Annotated in this window: 16 protein-coding genes and 2 pseudogenes; 15 read left to right on the forward strand and 3 right to left on the reverse strand. The window is 34.8% G+C overall.

Annotated elements, in window-relative coordinates; translation table 11 throughout:
• Nucleotides 1-102: 102 nt before the first annotated feature.
• Together CG11_RS18885 and CG11_RS18890 are read left to right on the forward strand one after the other, a co-directional pair.
• The gene (locus CG11_RS18885) at nucleotides 103-1,140 is read left to right on the forward strand and encodes an RHS repeat-associated core domain-containing protein (protein ID WP_197043886.1); all 1,038 of its coding nucleotides are present in this window, start codon (nucleotides 103-105) and stop codon (nucleotides 1,138-1,140) included.
• 2 nt (nucleotides 1,141-1,142) lie between these two features.
• Nucleotides 1,143-1,493 (forward strand): hypothetical protein, encoded by a 351-nt coding sequence (locus tag CG11_RS18890; RefSeq protein WP_052598402.1) that lies wholly within the window; start codon nucleotides 1,143-1,145, stop codon nucleotides 1,491-1,493.
• Nucleotides 1,494-2,104: 611 nt separating this feature from the next.
• Here the strand turns inward: CG11_RS18890 and CG11_RS18895 are convergent.
• Entirely contained in the window at nucleotides 2,105-2,434 is a 330-nt protein-coding gene (locus CG11_RS18895) for a helix-turn-helix domain-containing protein (protein ID WP_052598403.1), read from the reverse strand.
• 190 nt (nucleotides 2,435-2,624) lie between these two features.
• Between CG11_RS18895 and CG11_RS29755 the strand changes: the two genes are divergently transcribed.
• From CG11_RS29755 to CG11_RS18920, 6 genes and pseudogenes are all read left to right on the forward strand, one after another.
• Complete coding sequence (locus CG11_RS29755; RefSeq protein ID WP_052598404.1) at nucleotides 2,625-5,201, forward strand: CHC2 zinc finger domain-containing protein; 2,577 nt, start codon at nucleotides 2,625-2,627, stop codon at nucleotides 5,199-5,201.
• A 105-nt stretch (nucleotides 5,202-5,306) separates the two neighbouring features.
• Entirely contained in the window at nucleotides 5,307-6,197 is an 891-nt protein-coding gene (locus tag CG11_RS18905) for a tyrosine-type recombinase/integrase (RefSeq protein WP_052598405.1), read from the forward strand.
• Entirely contained in the window at nucleotides 6,194-7,039 is an 846-nt protein-coding gene (locus CG11_RS18910; protein WP_052598406.1) for a tyrosine-type recombinase/integrase, read from the forward strand. Before CG11_RS18905 ends, CG11_RS18910 begins: the two co-directional genes overlap by 4 nt.
• Before the next feature lie 625 nt (nucleotides 7,040-7,664).
• Nucleotides 7,665-7,784: pseudogene (locus tag CG11_RS31065) on the forward strand (hypothetical protein); the annotation flags it as partial.
• A gap of 153 nt (nucleotides 7,785-7,937) precedes the next feature.
• A complete protein-coding gene (locus CG11_RS30835; RefSeq protein WP_052598407.1) occupies nucleotides 7,938-8,537 on the forward strand; it encodes a hypothetical protein in 600 nt (199 codons plus the stop codon).
• Between the two features lies 1 nt (nucleotide 8,538).
• Nucleotides 8,539-8,898, forward strand: a complete 360-nt coding sequence (locus tag CG11_RS18920; RefSeq protein WP_052598408.1) for a hypothetical protein — start codon at nucleotides 8,539-8,541, stop codon at nucleotides 8,896-8,898.
• A gap of 496 nt (nucleotides 8,899-9,394) precedes the next feature.
• Here the strand turns inward: CG11_RS18920 and CG11_RS18925 are convergent, their stop codons facing one another.
• Nucleotides 9,395-9,724, reverse strand: coding sequence for a helix-turn-helix domain-containing protein (locus CG11_RS18925; RefSeq protein WP_052598403.1), 330 nt, complete (start codon nucleotides 9,722-9,724; stop codon nucleotides 9,395-9,397).
• Nucleotides 9,725-9,914: 190 nt separating this feature from the next.
• On the opposite strand from CG11_RS18925, the gene CG11_RS29765 reads away from it, so the two are divergent.
• The 7 genes and pseudogenes from CG11_RS29765 to CG11_RS18955 all read left to right on the forward strand — a co-directional run bounded on the left by CG11_RS29765 (nucleotide 9,915) and on the right by CG11_RS18955 (nucleotide 17,848).
• Nucleotides 9,915-12,491, forward strand: a complete 2,577-nt coding sequence (locus CG11_RS29765; RefSeq protein ID WP_052598404.1) for a CHC2 zinc finger domain-containing protein — start codon at nucleotides 9,915-9,917, stop codon at nucleotides 12,489-12,491.
• 105 nt (nucleotides 12,492-12,596) lie between these two features.
• Nucleotides 12,597-13,487: a tyrosine-type recombinase/integrase gene (locus CG11_RS18935; RefSeq protein ID WP_052598405.1), complete on the forward strand. Its 891-nt coding sequence runs from the start codon at nucleotides 12,597-12,599 to the stop codon at nucleotides 13,485-13,487.
• Entirely contained in the window at nucleotides 13,484-14,329 is an 846-nt protein-coding gene (locus tag CG11_RS18940; RefSeq protein WP_052598406.1) for a tyrosine-type recombinase/integrase, read from the forward strand. The genes CG11_RS18935 and CG11_RS18940 overlap by 4 nt, the downstream gene beginning before the upstream one ends.
• A 625-nt stretch (nucleotides 14,330-14,954) precedes the next feature.
• Nucleotides 14,955-15,077: pseudogene (locus CG11_RS31070) on the forward strand (RHS repeat-associated core domain-containing protein); the annotation flags it as partial.
• A gap of 114 nt (nucleotides 15,078-15,191) precedes the next feature.
• A complete protein-coding gene (locus tag CG11_RS18945) occupies nucleotides 15,192-15,917 on the forward strand; it encodes a hypothetical protein (RefSeq protein ID WP_052598409.1) in 726 nt (241 codons plus the stop codon).
• Complete coding sequence (locus CG11_RS18950; RefSeq protein WP_052598410.1) at nucleotides 15,914-16,630, forward strand: toxin-antitoxin system YwqK family antitoxin; 717 nt, start codon at nucleotides 15,914-15,916, stop codon at nucleotides 16,628-16,630. The genes CG11_RS18945 and CG11_RS18950 overlap by 4 nt, the downstream gene beginning before the upstream one ends.
• A 264-nt stretch (nucleotides 16,631-16,894) precedes the next feature.
• A complete protein-coding gene (locus CG11_RS18955) occupies nucleotides 16,895-17,848 on the forward strand; it encodes a hypothetical protein (RefSeq protein WP_052598411.1) in 954 nt (317 codons plus the stop codon).
• Nucleotides 17,849-18,133: 285 nt separating this feature from the next.
• On the opposite strand, the gene CG11_RS31075 is transcribed toward CG11_RS18955, so the two are convergent.
• Nucleotides 18,134-18,328, reverse strand: a complete 195-nt coding sequence (locus CG11_RS31075) for a cysteine-rich CWC family protein (protein WP_052598412.1) — start codon at nucleotides 18,326-18,328, stop codon at nucleotides 18,134-18,136.
• Nucleotides 18,329-18,440 lie beyond the last annotated feature (112 nt).

Raw genomic sequence — 18,440 nt, forward strand, 5'->3', positions numbered from 1 at the left:
AGTCCTATATTTAAAGAAGTTATACAGCAGATCACAAGGATTTGTAAAAGGTTGAAAAAATAGTATGTAGAGGCGTACGATCTCACAGACCACTTGGGGAATGTGACGACGCAAGTGAGTGATAGAAAAGCGGGTACACTACTAACCAATGACATTAAAGCCAATGTGCTCAGTTATCAGCAATATTATCCCTTTGGTTGGGAAATGCCTGGGAGAAAGTACAACTCGGGCAATTATCGTTTTGGATTTAATGGGATGGAGAAAGATAAGGAAATCTCTAACGGAAATTATACCACTCACTTTAGAGCTTTAGATACAAGGATAGGACGTTGGTGGTCGGTTGACCCTGTTACGCATGCACATCTTTCGCCTTACAACTCTATGGATGATAATCCTATACTTGGAGTTGATCCTGTTGGAGGGAATACAGAATCTACGCATATTGATAAATTGGGAAATGTTATACACGAATATGATGATGGTGATAATGGTGTGTATGTTCACGAAAACGGTACAACAAGGGCTGATATTGATTTACAAAGAAATGGGGGACTTAATCCAGGAGGTGATGGGAATTACATAGGACAATTAGGTGGTTCACTTGATTTAGGTAAATATGGTATATATCAAAATAAATTAGTAGAAAGTGCCAATATAGCTTTGTCAGAAAATTTCTCTACCGAACAATGGATTACAAACGTTAAAGGTGATGGTATTTGGGATTTAAAGGCTAACTGTTCGACTATATGGGGTGTTGCTTGGGCATATGATGAAAACGATTGGAGTGGAACAGGCAAGAAAACGCAGTTTGTTACTCCAAAATTAACGTTCGAGGATGCATCAGATTTTGGTAATTATCATGCAGGATTTACAGGTTCTATGACAGGTATTCCTACTTCAATACAAACAATAGGAGCAGGGTTAATTGAGCAGTACAAAGATTTGAAAGCAGGAGAAATTATGCAAATGATTGACCAGTATACTCAAAATTGGAATTTCTACCTAGGAGAACCTCCTGCTTTTATGGATGAGGTAGATGATCATTATTGGAATACACAAGGTATGTCAGATGCGTTATTTCTTAAAGAAAAATTAAAATTGAGTTCTACTAATCCTCTTGGGGTTATAAAAAAAGAATAGATATGAAGTATAACTGGATGACGATTTTATTCGCTATGTTGTTTTCTTTTATTGCATGCAACTCAGAAGATATTACAGGATATAAACAATTAAGCAATATAAAGTTATCAGATAGCTTATTTGTTGAAAGATACTCTAAAAGTTATGGTGCTGTAGGAGGAGGAGTTACAAAGTATTTTTTAACCAATTATTCAGACTATCGGCTAATGATTGGGCAATGTGATGAAAAAGAATTTTATAAGATAAGTATTAAGGATAATCAAATTCTAATAATAAAACATTCACGAAGAAATAAAAAGAACGGAGTTACAAAAATAATAGGAACACAAACAATGGAATTACCCCCAAGCTAGTCCAAGTTTGTAGCAAAAGGGGCTAAGGTATTCCACCAAGAGAGTAGTGATCTAGTATTGCGCCAGTAGCTGAAAAAGCTACCAGTCACTAGCCGTTCTTTCTGTCACAGTCCTAGGCTTCACTATTCGGTGTCATGGCGGGTTCTCATGCTTATAGCCTCGGCGTAGCATCCTTGTCAGGTTCACTCCACCATATAGCCACTGGCTATATGCCCTTTGGGTACGTTCGTTCATGTTATAAGCACTACACCGCCCTAGTATGCGTCCCTTCGTGGAGCCGCCTAGCTGCGTAGATTTAGTTTTTATTTTCAAATGAAATATAAGGTATCTACTTGCATAAAATGCCCCTTCAGATTTTTTCTGAAGGGGCGTTCATGTATCAGCCTATCGCTCTACTTTGTAGGACTTTCCTAGTCTTTACTAGTCGCTCCATACGCTATCGGGAACGCCAGCCACAAGGGCGTTTTGTCCTCTCTTATACATTACGCTTGTCGCTGCATGGGGCAATATTTTTATTACGCTATGCTCCATAAAAATAAACCTCAATTATCATTGTACGCTGCCATCGCTGCAAAGCAGCCACGCATACAATAATAATTGAGGTCAGAAAATTAACTGTAAGCTTGACGAGCTTTAGCATCTCTTAAATATGTATTAATTATATTGAAAAGAATAGATTGAGTATCCTTGTCAAGAGTTTGAATCTCTTTCATTTTTTGCACAACTTCTTGGTTAAAATCTTCTTCGTCATTACCTCCCAGAACTTCAAGACTAACCTCTAAAGCATCTGCAATTTTTTTTGCTACGTCAAAAGATGGAATCGCATCGCCACGTTCATACTTGCCAATCATTACTTGAGAAACGTCTGTTTTTTTTGCAAGTTCAGATTGAGACCAACCTTTATCTTTACGCAAGTTCATTATTATTTTACCTATTTCCATAACTAAAGGATAGTTTTTGTAATTAAAATCATGGTTTTTTGTAAAAATACAGAATTATAAGAAATAAATAAAATATATAGTTCTTGTGTGTTTTAGAATAAAAAGATATATTTGTGTCTAATAGTTTTATTTTTTCAAAAGAAAATTTTTTTTAGACGTCTAAGGGAATTTGCAAACCCTACAAAGATTAATGACCATCGAACAAATCAAAGAAAGTCTAAGCATCCAAGATGTATTAGCACATTACGGCTATGCAATAAACAGAAATAAGCATATCAACTGCCCTTTTCATGAGGACAAAAATCCAAGTATGAAAGTCTATGAAGAGACGAACACAGTTTATTGCTTTAGTGGGAATTGCTCCACGCATGGGAAAAGCTTAGATGTAATTGAATTTATCATGAAGCATGAGAGTTGCACGAGACATCAAGCGATTATGAAATGCAAATCCTTATTAAATTACCAAAACCCAAATCAAAAGAAAATGAATCTAATCCCTCAGCTGTGGCAAGAGTTTACGAATTGTTTTACAAAGTCAAAGAAAGCCAAGAGCTACGCTCAAAGCAGAGGGATAGAAAATTTAGAGCTTGGCTATAATCAAGGCAGATGGCATAATAAAAAAGAGCGGACAGAGGATGAAATTAAAGCAGCTCAAAACATGGGTTATTTATTGCCATCCATGAGCAACAAGGGGCATAAGGTCTGGGCAAAAGAATGTTTAATCTTTGCCCTGCGAAATGCAAAAAATGAAGTCGTAAGCTTTTATGGTAGAAGCATTAATCAAAGCGGACACTTTTATATAAAAAACCGACAAGGCTTATATCCATCTTATCCAAAAGCAACGACTAAAAAACTAATCCTAACAGAAAGCATCATAGATGCAGCAAGTCTATTACAAATCGCTTCTATAGTAGAAAGTTACAGCGTTTTAGCCTTGTACGGCACAAATGGACTGACCGAAGAACATCGAGCAGCAATCTCAAATCTAAAGAACTTAGAAGAGATAATTATCATGCTCGATGGAGACGAAGCAGGCAGCCAAGCGAGTGAAAAACTAGCAAAATTTTTAATAGACCAGTTGGGACATTCCGCACGAAGCTGCGGAAATCCAAATCTTAGTATCAAAATAGCTCATCTTGCTAAAGATATGGACGTGAATGAGCTTTGGGCAAATCATCTAAGCGAAGGATTATTTTTAGAATTATTGAGCGAAGCCCAAGAACTAAAACCAAGCTCCAACACAGCACTAAAAATTATCAATGCAAATTATTACATCTATAAAACTCAAAAGCTAAACATTGAAGTTCTAGGTGGCATAAATATAGAGCAAATGGATAAGATGGCTTGTACATTAAGGCTAACAAGAATCCCCAAAAGAAATGCTTTAGACAAGCTTCGCCAAAACTTAAATTTATACCATAGCGGACAGGTCAAAAGCTTAATAAAACGAGTAGCCGAAGAGTTCGAGCTACCTATGCAAGAGCTTCGTTTAGTCTTTGCCAATCTGATAGAATCCCTAGAAGAAGTTCGTAGTCAAGAGCAAGATGCAGCTTTAGAAAATCAGCTTAGTAAACGAAGTTTAAGCAAAGAGCAGAAACAAAAAGCCCTGGCGTTTTTAGAAGATGAAAAGTTGATGGAAAGAACCTGGGAGGACTTGGGCAAAATCGGGATAGTTGGAGAGCGAATAAGTGCGATGATAATGTACTTGTGCTTTAGCTCTAGGAAATTAGAAAAGCCTTTGCATGTCATTAGCTTGGGCAGTAGTGGAAGTTTAAAAACGCATCTACAAGAATCCATAGCAGAGCTAATCCCAGAGCATGAAGTAATCAACATCACAAGTTTATCCGATAACGCTTTGTACTATTATCCCAAAGGCTCATTAGAACATAGCTTGTTTGTAGTTGAAGATATGGACGGCATGAGCGAAGATGCTCAATATGCAGTAAGAGAGCTAAAAAGTAAAGGTTACTTGAAAAAAGATGTCGTTCTAAAAGACGTAAAAGGGAAACCCAGAACGGTATCTGTTTTTGTGAAAGGTCCAATCTGCTTTGCAGGAAGCACCACAAAAGAAAAAGTTTACGAAGACAATGCAAACCGTTGTTTATTGCTTTATAGAAATGAGAGCAAAGCTCATAAAGAAGCTGTAATGAAACAACAACGCAAAGCATCTGCAGGACGAGTAAATGAGTTAGAACAAAGAGGAATCAAAGAGCTTTTTAAAGATGTTCAAATGATGCTCCAACCGATAAAAGTAGTGAATCCTTATGCTGAAAAATTAGTATTACCGAATCAAGTTTTTAAGCCATTAAGAACGAATGCACACTACTTGAAATTTATAGAAGTTATCACCTTTTACCATCAACATCAACGCACCATCAAGACAAGCCAATCAGGCACAAGATATATTGAAACAACGATAGAAGATATTGAATGGGCAAACAAGTTGATGAAAGATGTACTCTTATCAAAAAGTGATGAATTAAGTTGGGGAGTTCGTCAGTTCTTGGAGCGACTAAAAAGATGGTTGGAAAAGAATAAAGTTGAAAGCTTTAGAATGAAAGAAGTAAGAGAAGCTTTGCGTATAAACCCTGCAAATATGAAATATTATGTACAGCAATTATTACGCTATAATCAACTAAAAATCTTAGGTGGTAGCCGTTACAGAGGCTTTGAATATGAATTAGTTAAGCAAAATGATTATCAAGAGTTGAAAAGTCATATTGATAGTGTATTAGATACTGTTTTAGAGCAAATAAAGAGTAGATAATACTAGATAATAGGTAGATAATTGATAGAATTATCCACTCAAAGAGAAGAAAATCAATGAGTTACAAGAGTGGATAATGTAGATAGCCAAAAGTGCAAGATAGGGATGAAAAAATTAGAGTTAAAAACAAAGCAGTATGAGCAGTTGGAAAAGTCTTTTAAAAGTTGGTTAGAAGTACAAAATTATAGTGAAAGTACTTGTTACAATCTGCCCTTACGCATACGAGAATTTTTGCACTATCAAGAAGGGAAAAAGAAAGACTTAGCTGCTTGGCAAGGAAGTGATTTTGAAAGCTTTATGAGCTATTACAAAAATAGAAAGAATCAACGCAAGGCAGGAGCTTTGAGCACAGCACACATTAACAAAACAGCTCATGCCCTTTGCTTGTTGCAAAAGTATTTAGGAAAGCTCAATCAACTAGACTTTTACTACAAAATAGAACGCTTAAAGCGAGAAGAAAAGGAAATAAAAGTCTTTAGTCAAGAGCAAATAAAGCAGTTGTACGAAGCTTGTGACTCTGGAGCTTTTGGATATAGAAATAAAGTAATCTTGGGCTTGTGTTATGGCTGTGGACTAAGAAAAAGCGAAGCTGTAAACTTAGAACTTAGTGATTTATGGTACGACAAAGCTTTGCTTCAAGTAAGAAAATCAAAGACAAAAACGAGTAGATTAGTTCCCTTAACAGCCAAGCTAATCGAGGACTTTAAAGATTATCAAAGCTTAATAAGACCTTTGTTTTTGAAGCAAGAAAAATGCAGTAGTTTTTTATTAAGCAATCGAGGAACAGCGATAACAAGACAAGTCATTTATCTAAGCTTTACCAAGCTACTAGAAGAGGCAGAAATGCCCAAAACAGGACTACACACATTAAGACATAGCATTGCTTCACATCTAGCTCAATCAGGTATGTCAAGTGAGCAAATAGGACAATTTTTAGGGCATAAAACGCTAGACTCCACACAAATATATGTTCATTACAAAACTAAAGAATTATGATAAAAGAGTACTTGGAAACACGGCATAAAATGAAGACGGCAAGTTCTTATTATAGAGAGTGGAAGGACTTTGAATCTTATCTTTATCAAAAGAATTGTTCAATACAAAATGTGACTTATCCTTTAATCTTAAATTATGTAGAATCATTGCAAAAGCGAAGCTTAAAAGCCAAGAGCATCAATAGAAAGCTAATGATAATTGAGAAAATTTATAAGCATCTTTTGCCAAACAAGAACAATCCCATCAAAGGCTTGCGAGTAAAAACAGAAGGACGAAGTCCATTATCTGAACCCATAGCAATAGAAGATTTATCAAAACTCTTAAAGGACTTGCCAAGGGAAACAGCCTATCAAAAACGAAATGTTCTGATGTTAAGTCTTATCCATCATCAAGCCTTACGAGTTGGAGAAATCAAAGCGTTAAAACTGCAAGATATAGACTTAGAAAAAGCTCGAATCTACGTTCCAAAGAGCAATAGAAGCAAGAGCAGAAGCCTAGAATTAACAGCTTTGCAAGTCATCGAGCTACAAGATTATATAAAAACAACTCGTCCAGAGCTTTTGCAATACAAAACCAATCAACTTTTTATTACAGGAGGAAGCTCTAAGAGTTTACAAAATAGCTTTTTGAAATTAAAGAAGAAGCTGCAAAAACGCCTACCCAAATTAAAGAATCTAGAACATTGGCGAAGCAGCATCATAGTACATTGGTTAGAGCATAGTCCTTTGTTGGAAGTTCAACAGAAGTTAGGACATTGCTACGCCAGTAGTACAGAAAGATACAAAGTATATGCTGTAAAAAATCTACAAAAAGCCTTAAGCGTTCATCATCCATTAAGATGATTTTTTTAATATTTGACATGCTAGCCGATAGGCGACGTATGGCAAATATTAAAACTTATAGCCGACAAGGCTATAAAAAAAGAGCGTACAAAGTGGGCTTGTCCCCAGCGTACCGATAGCGTAAGGAGCGACCAGTGCAGTATAGGAAAGCTATGTTAAGAGCGATAGACTGCTATATGATACTTCATACAAATCTATGATCCCGTATGAAACGAAGTGTAACTAAGGGGCGTAGTGCAGCTAGGCGGCTCCTAGCGGGTACGCACACTAAGCTAGTGAAGTGCTTGTACTATATATATTATAGTATAAGGACGAGAACTAAGCATGATGAGGAACATGTAAGCCCAGAGCTATGACAGAATGAATGACAAATGAATGCTATATTATTATACTGGCGAAGCTCTGGAAGGCAACTCCTGACGAAGAATACCAATCTCCCCCGTTATGAAATAACGTTTGTATAACTTTTTTTTCAATAGAAAATTAAGTCTTCTGTTGAAAAAAGAAGTATCTTTAAAAAGTGGAAGAGGATGAGAAAAAAGCTGTTTGAAAAAGTTGAAGGAATTATTACCCCTTCGGATGGAACCAACCTGGGCGCTCGCTCAATGGGGATAAAAGTCGATTCACATTTAATGGAAAAGAATTTGACTCAGAGTGGAAAATACAAGATTTTGGAGGGAGACTATATGAGAATAGAATAGGTCGCTTTATTTCTAGAGATCCTAAGTTTAGGAAATTTCCTTGGGCTAGCCCTTATAATTTTGCAGCTAATAGTCCTGTAACGAATATAGACCTTGATGGTCATAGTCCTATAAAAGCTTTAATTACTATTGCAAAAGCAGCTAGAAAAGCTGCTAAAGCGAAGAAAAGGGGCAAGAAATTTAACGTAAAGGAATTTTTGACAGAAGAATTAGAAGGCATAGTAGACAATGTGCATACGATATTTATAGATCCTACTGCCTCTAATACAGAAATAGTTATGGCTGCAATTGAGTTAGCAACAGGGGCAGACATAGGGCCAGGTAAAAAATCTAAAAAGCAACTAAGATTAGAAGGAAAAGCTATCACTGATGCTGCTAAGTCAGATGGTTTTATCAATGATGTTGTAACTGAAAAAGCTTTGCGAGAAAGTGGTACATTTTGGGGATGGATTAAGGGCTTATTTAGCAAGAAAAAAAGAAAAAGAGCACCTAATGCTAAGAAACCTGGGGAGGGTTTGAATTTTGAACATAACAAAAAACATGGTAATGAGCAAAAAGGAAATAGAGGGAAAGCACCAACTAATCCCCAAAAATCTTTAGAAAATTCATATGAATTACCTGGTAATACAACAAGAAGAGTAGGAGTAGACAAGGAGACTGGTGAGTTTAATGTATTTGATGAACATACTAAAGGTAATTTCCACGGACATGTAAGAACATGGAAAGAATTGAGTCAAGATATGAAGAACACATTGATTAAAAATAAAGTAGCTAATAGAAAAGGTAAAATATTATAATATGAAATATGAAAATTTCACTAAAAGGTCTAAAAGTGAGATAGTTTCTTTATTATCTTCAAAAGATGATAATCAAATTATAGAAGGATTGATTAGTATTATAGATTTAAATGAGAATTGGAAATGGAAACAGGATCAAATATTAAGATTTATTCATCATCATAATTTTTGGATTGCTAAGAATGCAATAACTGGTTTGGGTGACTTGGCAAGAATTCATGGCACTCTAGAGAAATTAAAGGTAACGAATGAATTAACATTAATCAATAATCCTGAACTTAAGGGTATTATTGATGCAACAGTTGACGATTTTAATATTTTTTTAAGCAAAGGTGTTCCTCCTCAGAAGCCAACAGACTAGAATCACGCCAGTAGTTATAAAAAACTACCATTACGCTAGTCGCTATATTCTGTCACGCTTCTAGGATTGGCATGTTTGTCGTCACGGCGGTTCTCATGCTTATAGCCTCGGCACAGCCTATGTTACAAGCACTACACCGCCCTAGTGTGTGTACCTTGTAGGAGCTGTCAGGCTGCGTATTTTTGTTTTCATTTGAAAATAAAATTATTGTAAATACTTGCATAGAAAAGCCCCTTCAGAATAGTTCTGAGGGGGCTTTTTATGTAGCTATCTATCGTAGCTAAACGCTACTTTCCTATATAGCACCTTACACTCCATACGCTATCGGGAACGCCAGCCACAAGGGCGTTTTGTCCTCTCTTATACATTACGCTTGTCGCTGCATGGGGCAATATTTTTATTACGCTATGCTCCATAAAAATAAACCTCAATTATCATTGTACGCTGCCATCGCTGCAAAGCAGCCACGCATACAATAATAATTGAGGTCAGAAAATTAACTGTAAGCTTGACGAGCTTTAGCATCTCTTAAATATGTATTAATTATATTGAAAAGAATAGATTGAGTATCCTTGTCAAGAGTTTGAATCTCTTTCATTTTTTGCACAACTTCTTGGTTAAAATCTTCTTCGTCATTACCTCCCAGAACTTCAAGACTAACCTCTAAAGCATCTGCAATTTTTTTTGCTACGTCAAAAGATGGAATCGCATCGCCACGTTCATACTTGCCAATCATTACTTGAGAAACGTCTGTTTTTTTTGCAAGTTCAGATTGAGACCAACCTTTATCTTTACGCAAGTTCATTATTATTTTACCTATTTCCATAACTAAAGGATAGTTTTTGTAATTAAAATCATGGTTTTTTGTAAAAATACAGAATTATAAGAAATAAATAAAATATATAGTTCTTGTGTGTTTTAGAATAAAAAGATATATTTGTGTCTAATAGTTTTATTTTTTCAAAAGAAAATTTTTTTTAGACGTCTAAGGGAATTTGCAAACCCTACAAAGATTAATGACCATCGAACAAATCAAAGAAAGTCTAAGCATCCAAGATGTATTAGCACATTACGGCTATGCAATAAACAGAAATAAGCATATCAACTGCCCTTTTCATGAGGACAAAAATCCAAGTATGAAAGTCTATGAAGAGACGAACACAGTTTATTGCTTTAGTGGGAATTGCTCCACGCATGGGAAAAGCTTAGATGTAATTGAATTTATCATGAAGCATGAGAGTTGCACGAGACATCAAGCGATTATGAAATGCAAATCCTTATTAAATTACCAAAACCCAAATCAAAAGAAAATGAATCTAATCCCTCAGCTGTGGCAAGAGTTTACGAATTGTTTTACAAAGTCAAAGAAAGCCAAGAGCTACGCTCAAAGCAGAGGGATAGAAAATTTAGAGCTTGGCTATAATCAAGGCAGATGGCATAATAAAAAAGAGCGGACAGAGGATGAAATTAAAGCAGCTCAAAACATGGGTTATTTATTGCCATCCATGAGCAACAAGGGGCATAAGGTCTGGGCAAAAGAATGTTTAATCTTTGCCCTGCGAAATGCAAAAAATGAAGTCGTAAGCTTTTATGGTAGAAGCATTAATCAAAGCGGACACTTTTATATAAAAAACCGACAAGGCTTATATCCATCTTATCCAAAAGCAACGACTAAAAAACTAATCCTAACAGAAAGCATCATAGATGCAGCAAGTCTATTACAAATCGCTTCTATAGTAGAAAGTTACAGCGTTTTAGCCTTGTACGGCACAAATGGACTGACCGAAGAACATCGAGCAGCAATCTCAAATCTAAAGAACTTAGAAGAGATAATTATCATGCTCGATGGAGACGAAGCAGGCAGCCAAGCGAGTGAAAAACTAGCAAAATTTTTAATAGACCAGTTGGGACATTCCGCACGAAGCTGCGGAAATCCAAATCTTAGTATCAAAATAGCTCATCTTGCTAAAGATATGGACGTGAATGAGCTTTGGGCAAATCATCTAAGCGAAGGATTATTTTTAGAATTATTGAGCGAAGCCCAAGAACTAAAACCAAGCTCCAACACAGCACTAAAAATTATCAATGCAAATTATTACATCTATAAAACTCAAAAGCTAAACATTGAAGTTCTAGGTGGCATAAATATAGAGCAAATGGATAAGATGGCTTGTACATTAAGGCTAACAAGAATCCCCAAAAGAAATGCTTTAGACAAGCTTCGCCAAAACTTAAATTTATACCATAGCGGACAGGTCAAAAGCTTAATAAAACGAGTAGCCGAAGAGTTCGAGCTACCTATGCAAGAGCTTCGTTTAGTCTTTGCCAATCTGATAGAATCCCTAGAAGAAGTTCGTAGTCAAGAGCAAGATGCAGCTTTAGAAAATCAGCTTAGTAAACGAAGTTTAAGCAAAGAGCAGAAACAAAAAGCCCTGGCGTTTTTAGAAGATGAAAAGTTGATGGAAAGAACCTGGGAGGACTTGGGCAAAATCGGGATAGTTGGAGAGCGAATAAGTGCGATGATAATGTACTTGTGCTTTAGCTCTAGGAAATTAGAAAAGCCTTTGCATGTCATTAGCTTGGGCAGTAGTGGAAGTTTAAAAACGCATCTACAAGAATCCATAGCAGAGCTAATCCCAGAGCATGAAGTAATCAACATCACAAGTTTATCCGATAACGCTTTGTACTATTATCCCAAAGGCTCATTAGAACATAGCTTGTTTGTAGTTGAAGATATGGACGGCATGAGCGAAGATGCTCAATATGCAGTAAGAGAGCTAAAAAGTAAAGGTTACTTGAAAAAAGATGTCGTTCTAAAAGACGTAAAAGGGAAACCCAGAACGGTATCTGTTTTTGTGAAAGGTCCAATCTGCTTTGCAGGAAGCACCACAAAAGAAAAAGTTTACGAAGACAATGCAAACCGTTGTTTATTGCTTTATAGAAATGAGAGCAAAGCTCATAAAGAAGCTGTAATGAAACAACAACGCAAAGCATCTGCAGGACGAGTAAATGAGTTAGAACAAAGAGGAATCAAAGAGCTTTTTAAAGATGTTCAAATGATGCTCCAACCGATAAAAGTAGTGAATCCTTATGCTGAAAAATTAGTATTACCGAATCAAGTTTTTAAGCCATTAAGAACGAATGCACACTACTTGAAATTTATAGAAGTTATCACCTTTTACCATCAACATCAACGCACCATCAAGACAAGCCAATCAGGCACAAGATATATTGAAACAACGATAGAAGATATTGAATGGGCAAACAAGTTGATGAAAGATGTACTCTTATCAAAAAGTGATGAATTAAGTTGGGGAGTTCGTCAGTTCTTGGAGCGACTAAAAAGATGGTTGGAAAAGAATAAAGTTGAAAGCTTTAGAATGAAAGAAGTAAGAGAAGCTTTGCGTATAAACCCTGCAAATATGAAATATTATGTACAGCAATTATTACGCTATAATCAACTAAAAATCTTAGGTGGTAGCCGTTACAGAGGCTTTGAATATGAATTAGTTAAGCAAAATGATTATCAAGAGTTGAAAAGTCATATTGATAGTGTATTAGATACTGTTTTAGAGCAAATAAAGAGTAGATAATACTAGATAATAGGTAGATAATTGATAGAATTATCCACTCAAAGAGAAGAAAATCAATGAGTTACAAGAGTGGATAATGTAGATAGCCAAAAGTGCAAGATAGGGATGAAAAAATTAGAGTTAAAAACAAAGCAGTATGAGCAGTTGGAAAAGTCTTTTAAAAGTTGGTTAGAAGTACAAAATTATAGTGAAAGTACTTGTTACAATCTGCCCTTACGCATACGAGAATTTTTGCACTATCAAGAAGGGAAAAAGAAAGACTTAGCTGCTTGGCAAGGAAGTGATTTTGAAAGCTTTATGAGCTATTACAAAAATAGAAAGAATCAACGCAAGGCAGGAGCTTTGAGCACAGCACACATTAACAAAACAGCTCATGCCCTTTGCTTGTTGCAAAAGTATTTAGGAAAGCTCAATCAACTAGACTTTTACTACAAAATAGAACGCTTAAAGCGAGAAGAAAAGGAAATAAAAGTCTTTAGTCAAGAGCAAATAAAGCAGTTGTACGAAGCTTGTGACTCTGGAGCTTTTGGATATAGAAATAAAGTAATCTTGGGCTTGTGTTATGGCTGTGGACTAAGAAAAAGCGAAGCTGTAAACTTAGAACTTAGTGATTTATGGTACGACAAAGCTTTGCTTCAAGTAAGAAAATCAAAGACAAAAACGAGTAGATTAGTTCCCTTAACAGCCAAGCTAATCGAGGACTTTAAAGATTATCAAAGCTTAATAAGACCTTTGTTTTTGAAGCAAGAAAAATGCAGTAGTTTTTTATTAAGCAATCGAGGAACAGCGATAACAAGACAAGTCATTTATCTAAGCTTTACCAAGCTACTAGAAGAGGCAGAAATGCCCAAAACAGGACTACACACATTAAGACATAGCATTGCTTCACATCTAGCTCAATCAGGTATGTCAAGTGAGCAAATAGGACAATTTTTAGGGCATAAAACGCTAGACTCCACACAAATATATGTTCATTACAAAACTAAAGAATTATGATAAAAGAGTACTTGGAAACACGGCATAAAATGAAGACGGCAAGTTCTTATTATAGAGAGTGGAAGGACTTTGAATCTTATCTTTATCAAAAGAATTGTTCAATACAAAATGTGACTTATCCTTTAATCTTAAATTATGTAGAATCATTGCAAAAGCGAAGCTTAAAAGCCAAGAGCATCAATAGAAAGCTAATGATAATTGAGAAAATTTATAAGCATCTTTTGCCAAACAAGAACAATCCCATCAAAGGCTTGCGAGTAAAAACAGAAGGACGAAGTCCATTATCTGAACCCATAGCAATAGAAGATTTATCAAAACTCTTAAAGGACTTGCCAAGGGAAACAGCCTATCAAAAACGAAATGTTCTGATGTTAAGTCTTATCCATCATCAAGCCTTACGAGTTGGAGAAATCAAAGCGTTAAAACTGCAAGATATAGACTTAGAAAAAGCTCGAATCTACGTTCCAAAGAGCAATAGAAGCAAGAGCAGAAGCCTAGAATTAACAGCTTTGCAAGTCATCGAGCTACAAGATTATATAAAAACAACTCGTCCAGAGCTTTTGCAATACAAAACCAATCAACTTTTTATTACAGGAGGAAGCTCTAAGAGTTTACAAAATAGCTTTTTGAAATTAAAGAAGAAGCTGCAAAAACGCCTACCCAAATTAAAGAATCTAGAACATTGGCGAAGCAGCATCATAGTACATTGGTTAGAGCATAGTCCTTTGTTGGAAGTTCAACAGAAGTTAGGACATTGCTACGCCAGTAGTACAGAAAGATACAAAGTATATGCTGTAAAAAATCTACAAAAAGCCTTAAGCGTTCATCATCCATTAAGATGATTTTTTTAATATTTGACATGCTAGCCGATAGGCGACGTATGGCAAATATTAAAACTTATAGCCGACAAGGCTATAAAAAAAGAGCGTACAAAGTGGGCTTGTCCCCAGCGTACCGATAGCGTAAGGAGCGACCAGTGCAGTATAGGAAAGCTATGTTAAGAGCGATAGACTGCTATATGATACTTCATACAAATCTATGATCCCGTATGAAACGAAGTGTAACTAAGGGGCGTAGTGCAGCTAGGCGGCTCCTAGCGGGTACGCACACTAAGCTAGTGAAGTGCTTGTACTATATATATTATAGTATAAGGACGAGAACTAAGCATGATGAGGAACATGTAAGCCCAGAGCTATGACAGAATGAATGACAAATGAATGCTATATTATTATACTGGCGAAGCTCTGGAAGGCAACTCCTGACGAAGAATACCAATCTCCCCCGTTATGAAATAACGTTTGTATAACTTTTTTTTCAATAGAAAATTAAGTCTTCTGTTGAAAAAAGAAGTATCTTTAAAAAGTGGAAGAGGATGAGAAAAAAGCTGTTTGAAAAAGTTGAAGGAATTATTACCCCTTTGGTTGGAACCAACCTGGGCGCTCGCTCAATGCTGATAGAAGTCGATTTACGTTTTTTAATGGAAAAGAGTTTGACCCAGAATGGAATATTCAAGATTATGGGTTTAGACTCTATGATAACCGTTTAGGTAAATTTCTTTCCTTCGATCCTCTTTCAGATAAATACCCAGATTTAACACCATATCAATTTGCTAGTAATACACCGATTCAGTCTATTGACTTAGATGGTTTAGAACGATTTGATGTACAGTTTAACAGAGAAGATGGAGATGCTCATTTGTCATTGGTGGATGCTACAGGACCATTACGTTTCTTTATTCATGGTAATGGGTTATATATATCTGAAGATTCTAAACGAGGAATAGCTTTAAGAAAGGCATGGAATACCTTGTCAGATATACATGGAATAACTACAGCTAGAATTAATGGTTATGACATAATTGCCCAAAGTGTTCCTTCTAATACGGTAGCTAGAGATCCTCGGTCAATTTTCTATCCTTCCGATCCCAAAGTAAGAGATAATGTATTAAAACCTGTAGGAACACCCAATGGAGAATTTGGAGAAGGAATAATAGGACTAAAGATTAAAAGTATACCAGATGGATCTATGTTCAAACAATTGGATCCATTAAATCCTGATGAATTAGAAATAGAAGAACCAGAACCAGATTTATATATTATAGAAATAACTAGAGAACAATATATAGATGAAAACTTTACAATGGTTTTAACGCCTAAAGTTTTACATGGACCAACCCCCGCAGATAAGAGAAATTATAAGAAATCTATTAAAACTGCTAAAAACATGGCAAAAACTCCCAATCGGGTTATCAAAATAAATGGGACGCCAAAACAGCAAAAACAGTTTAGAAAAGACTTGATAAAAGCAGGCGTTGATCCTAAAAAAATTCGAAATGATTTACCTAGCAATAAAACAAATTCTTCTTTTGGTATACAAGTAGGTGAAGTAAAAACAAGAATTATAGAGACAACTAGAAAATTGAATAAATGAGAGTAATAATAGCTTATATTTTTATATTTGGTCTTGTAAACTTCCTATATGGTCAAAGTACACAAGAGAAAGTGAACGAGGTAAGTAGAATATTGCCAGATTCTACGATAATCAAGTTTGAATTTTATTATATAGAGGATTACTTATATAAGATATACATATACGAAAGTGATGTTCTAAAATCAGTAGGGTTTACGAAAGATAAAGATAAAATAGAGAACATTCATTATGTAGGCTTTTTTCAAAGTTTCCATAAAAATGGAAAAGTTCGTTTGGAAGGAGAATATAATTATAGTCATCTTCATGAAGGAGAGTGGAAAGAATATTATGAATCTGGTCAATTACTTTCCATCAAAGTTTGTAAGAATGGTTTATTGAGTGGTAAATATATTTGTTATTATGAATCAGGAGGACTAAAAGAGAAAGGTGAATTTGGCACAAAAGAATATAGGATAGACAATAAACTTCATATTATGGATTCTAAAATAGGTTTTTGGACTGCGTATCATCCAAATGGCACAAAGGAGTGTGAAGGCAATTACTGGTTTGGAGCTATTATAGAATTCACGAATGATGAATACAAAGAACAAGAACAGAAATATGGTGTCACTTTTTATCCTCAATATAGACAAGATATGAGGCATGGATATTGGAGCTATTGGAATGATAAAGGTTTATTGGAAAAAAAGAAGAGTACTACAAAGGTATTTTAATTCAGGAATTGAAAATAGAAGAACAAGGTAATTCCACCAAGAGAGTAGCGATCTAGTACTGCGCCAGTAGCAAAAGGCTACTGTTCTCTAGTCGTTCACTCTGTAACAGTAAAACCATATAGTGAGAATAAAAATACAGTATCATCTTTAGCTAGAAAGAGTAGTGTTAGTAATAAAAATTTTCAAGCACTAAACAGGAAAAATCTTACCAAAAAGGGAGACTTAATTATTGGTAAAAAAGTAAAAATACTTAAAAAGTAGATTATGCTTCAAATAAGAAATATTTTATCTCTATTCATTATTATATTTGGAAATATCAGCTCTATTTCTCAGATAAATACCTCTTTAGAAAGTTCCTTTTCAAAAAAAGGAGATTTTAGTATAAATTCAATAGGTATAAATAAAGATAATATATTAATTGCAAGCTTTTGCAATAAAAAAAAATCATTATATATTTTTTACGAAAATGGTAAGTTGAAAAATAATATATACTTAGGGTATAGTAATATTGATGAAATTGAATTTGTTCCAAAAACAAATCAAGTAATTCTTTTACAAGATGCAAAAAATAGAATAACAATAGTTGATTATGAAGATGAATCTATTCAATTAAAAAATATACTAATTAGAGATCAATGGTATTCAATGTATTCTGCTGGTTATCAGGATCTATATGAGGCAGACATGTATTATTTATTACCAAAATATATCAATAAGCATCAACTTGATATTCAAAGTTCAATATTAAGCGCTCAAAGTGATTGTTTGATTAATGCAAAAGATTTGAAAGATTCTATATACTGTGAAAGAGGGAATGATTTATATAAACTTAATTTTTGGGAAAACCAAGATGATTTTTATTTTTCTTCATTTCATGTTTTGTATAAAAAAGATAATACTTATACACCAGAACGAGGAGGAATAGATACTTTATGGTATATTGGAAATGATTTTTTCCCTGATTCAAAAGTTATTTACTTTGAACCTGATAAAGGTGATTTATTATACACTAAATATCAAGGATATAATCATGTATTATCATACAGGAATATAATTCAGAATAAGAAAGAGGATTTAAACTATTTAGAAAAAAATAATGAAAGAAAGATTGGGGGAAATTATTATTATAGATATATTTTAAATGGAAATATTCTTTGCCTTGCCTTTGTGAGGAAAGGAGAACTTTTCTTTAAAAAAATAAAGATAAAATTTGATTAGGAGCAAGGTATTCAACTTAAAAAGTAACGTTCTAGTACTACGCTAGTAGCTTGGAATAGCTAGCAGTCATTAGTCATACCTTCTATCGTAGTACTTGACATACACGACTTCATAATGGTTCATCTGCTTACCCCCTTCAGTTGTAATCGCTGCGTTCTTGTGTTCAGAGTATTTGAATAAAAATGTATACTCTTGCATAACTACATAACCTAAAGACCTCCGTTTGGACGGAAAAGAGGCTGGGGGAAAATCCTTTTCCAAGAACCTCTTTCTTGTTGATATTAGCTATTTATAAATTTGCTTTTTCTCCAAATTAGCAGAAAGCACTTTTAAGCAATCCGCACACAAACAATCTTGATAATTAACTTGCAATCTAGCAATTAGTTCTGGTGTTAATGAAACATTTGAGCAATGGCAGTTTTTAATATCTGTAGCATTGCACACAAATTTATTTTGGCACTTGGCGCAAGTTTTTTCCATGGTGTAGAATATTTAAGAGGAAACCCAACCATCCATAAAATTAATAGTCTGCTAAGAACCTTGAAATTAATTGAGGCTAGCAGACTATCAACTTTGGAATAATTACAGGGTG

It is taken from the genome of Aureispira sp. CCB-QB1, assembly GCF_000724545.1.
In the GTDB taxonomy this organism is placed as follows: Bacteria; Bacteroidota; Bacteroidia; order Chitinophagales; family Saprospiraceae; genus Aureispira.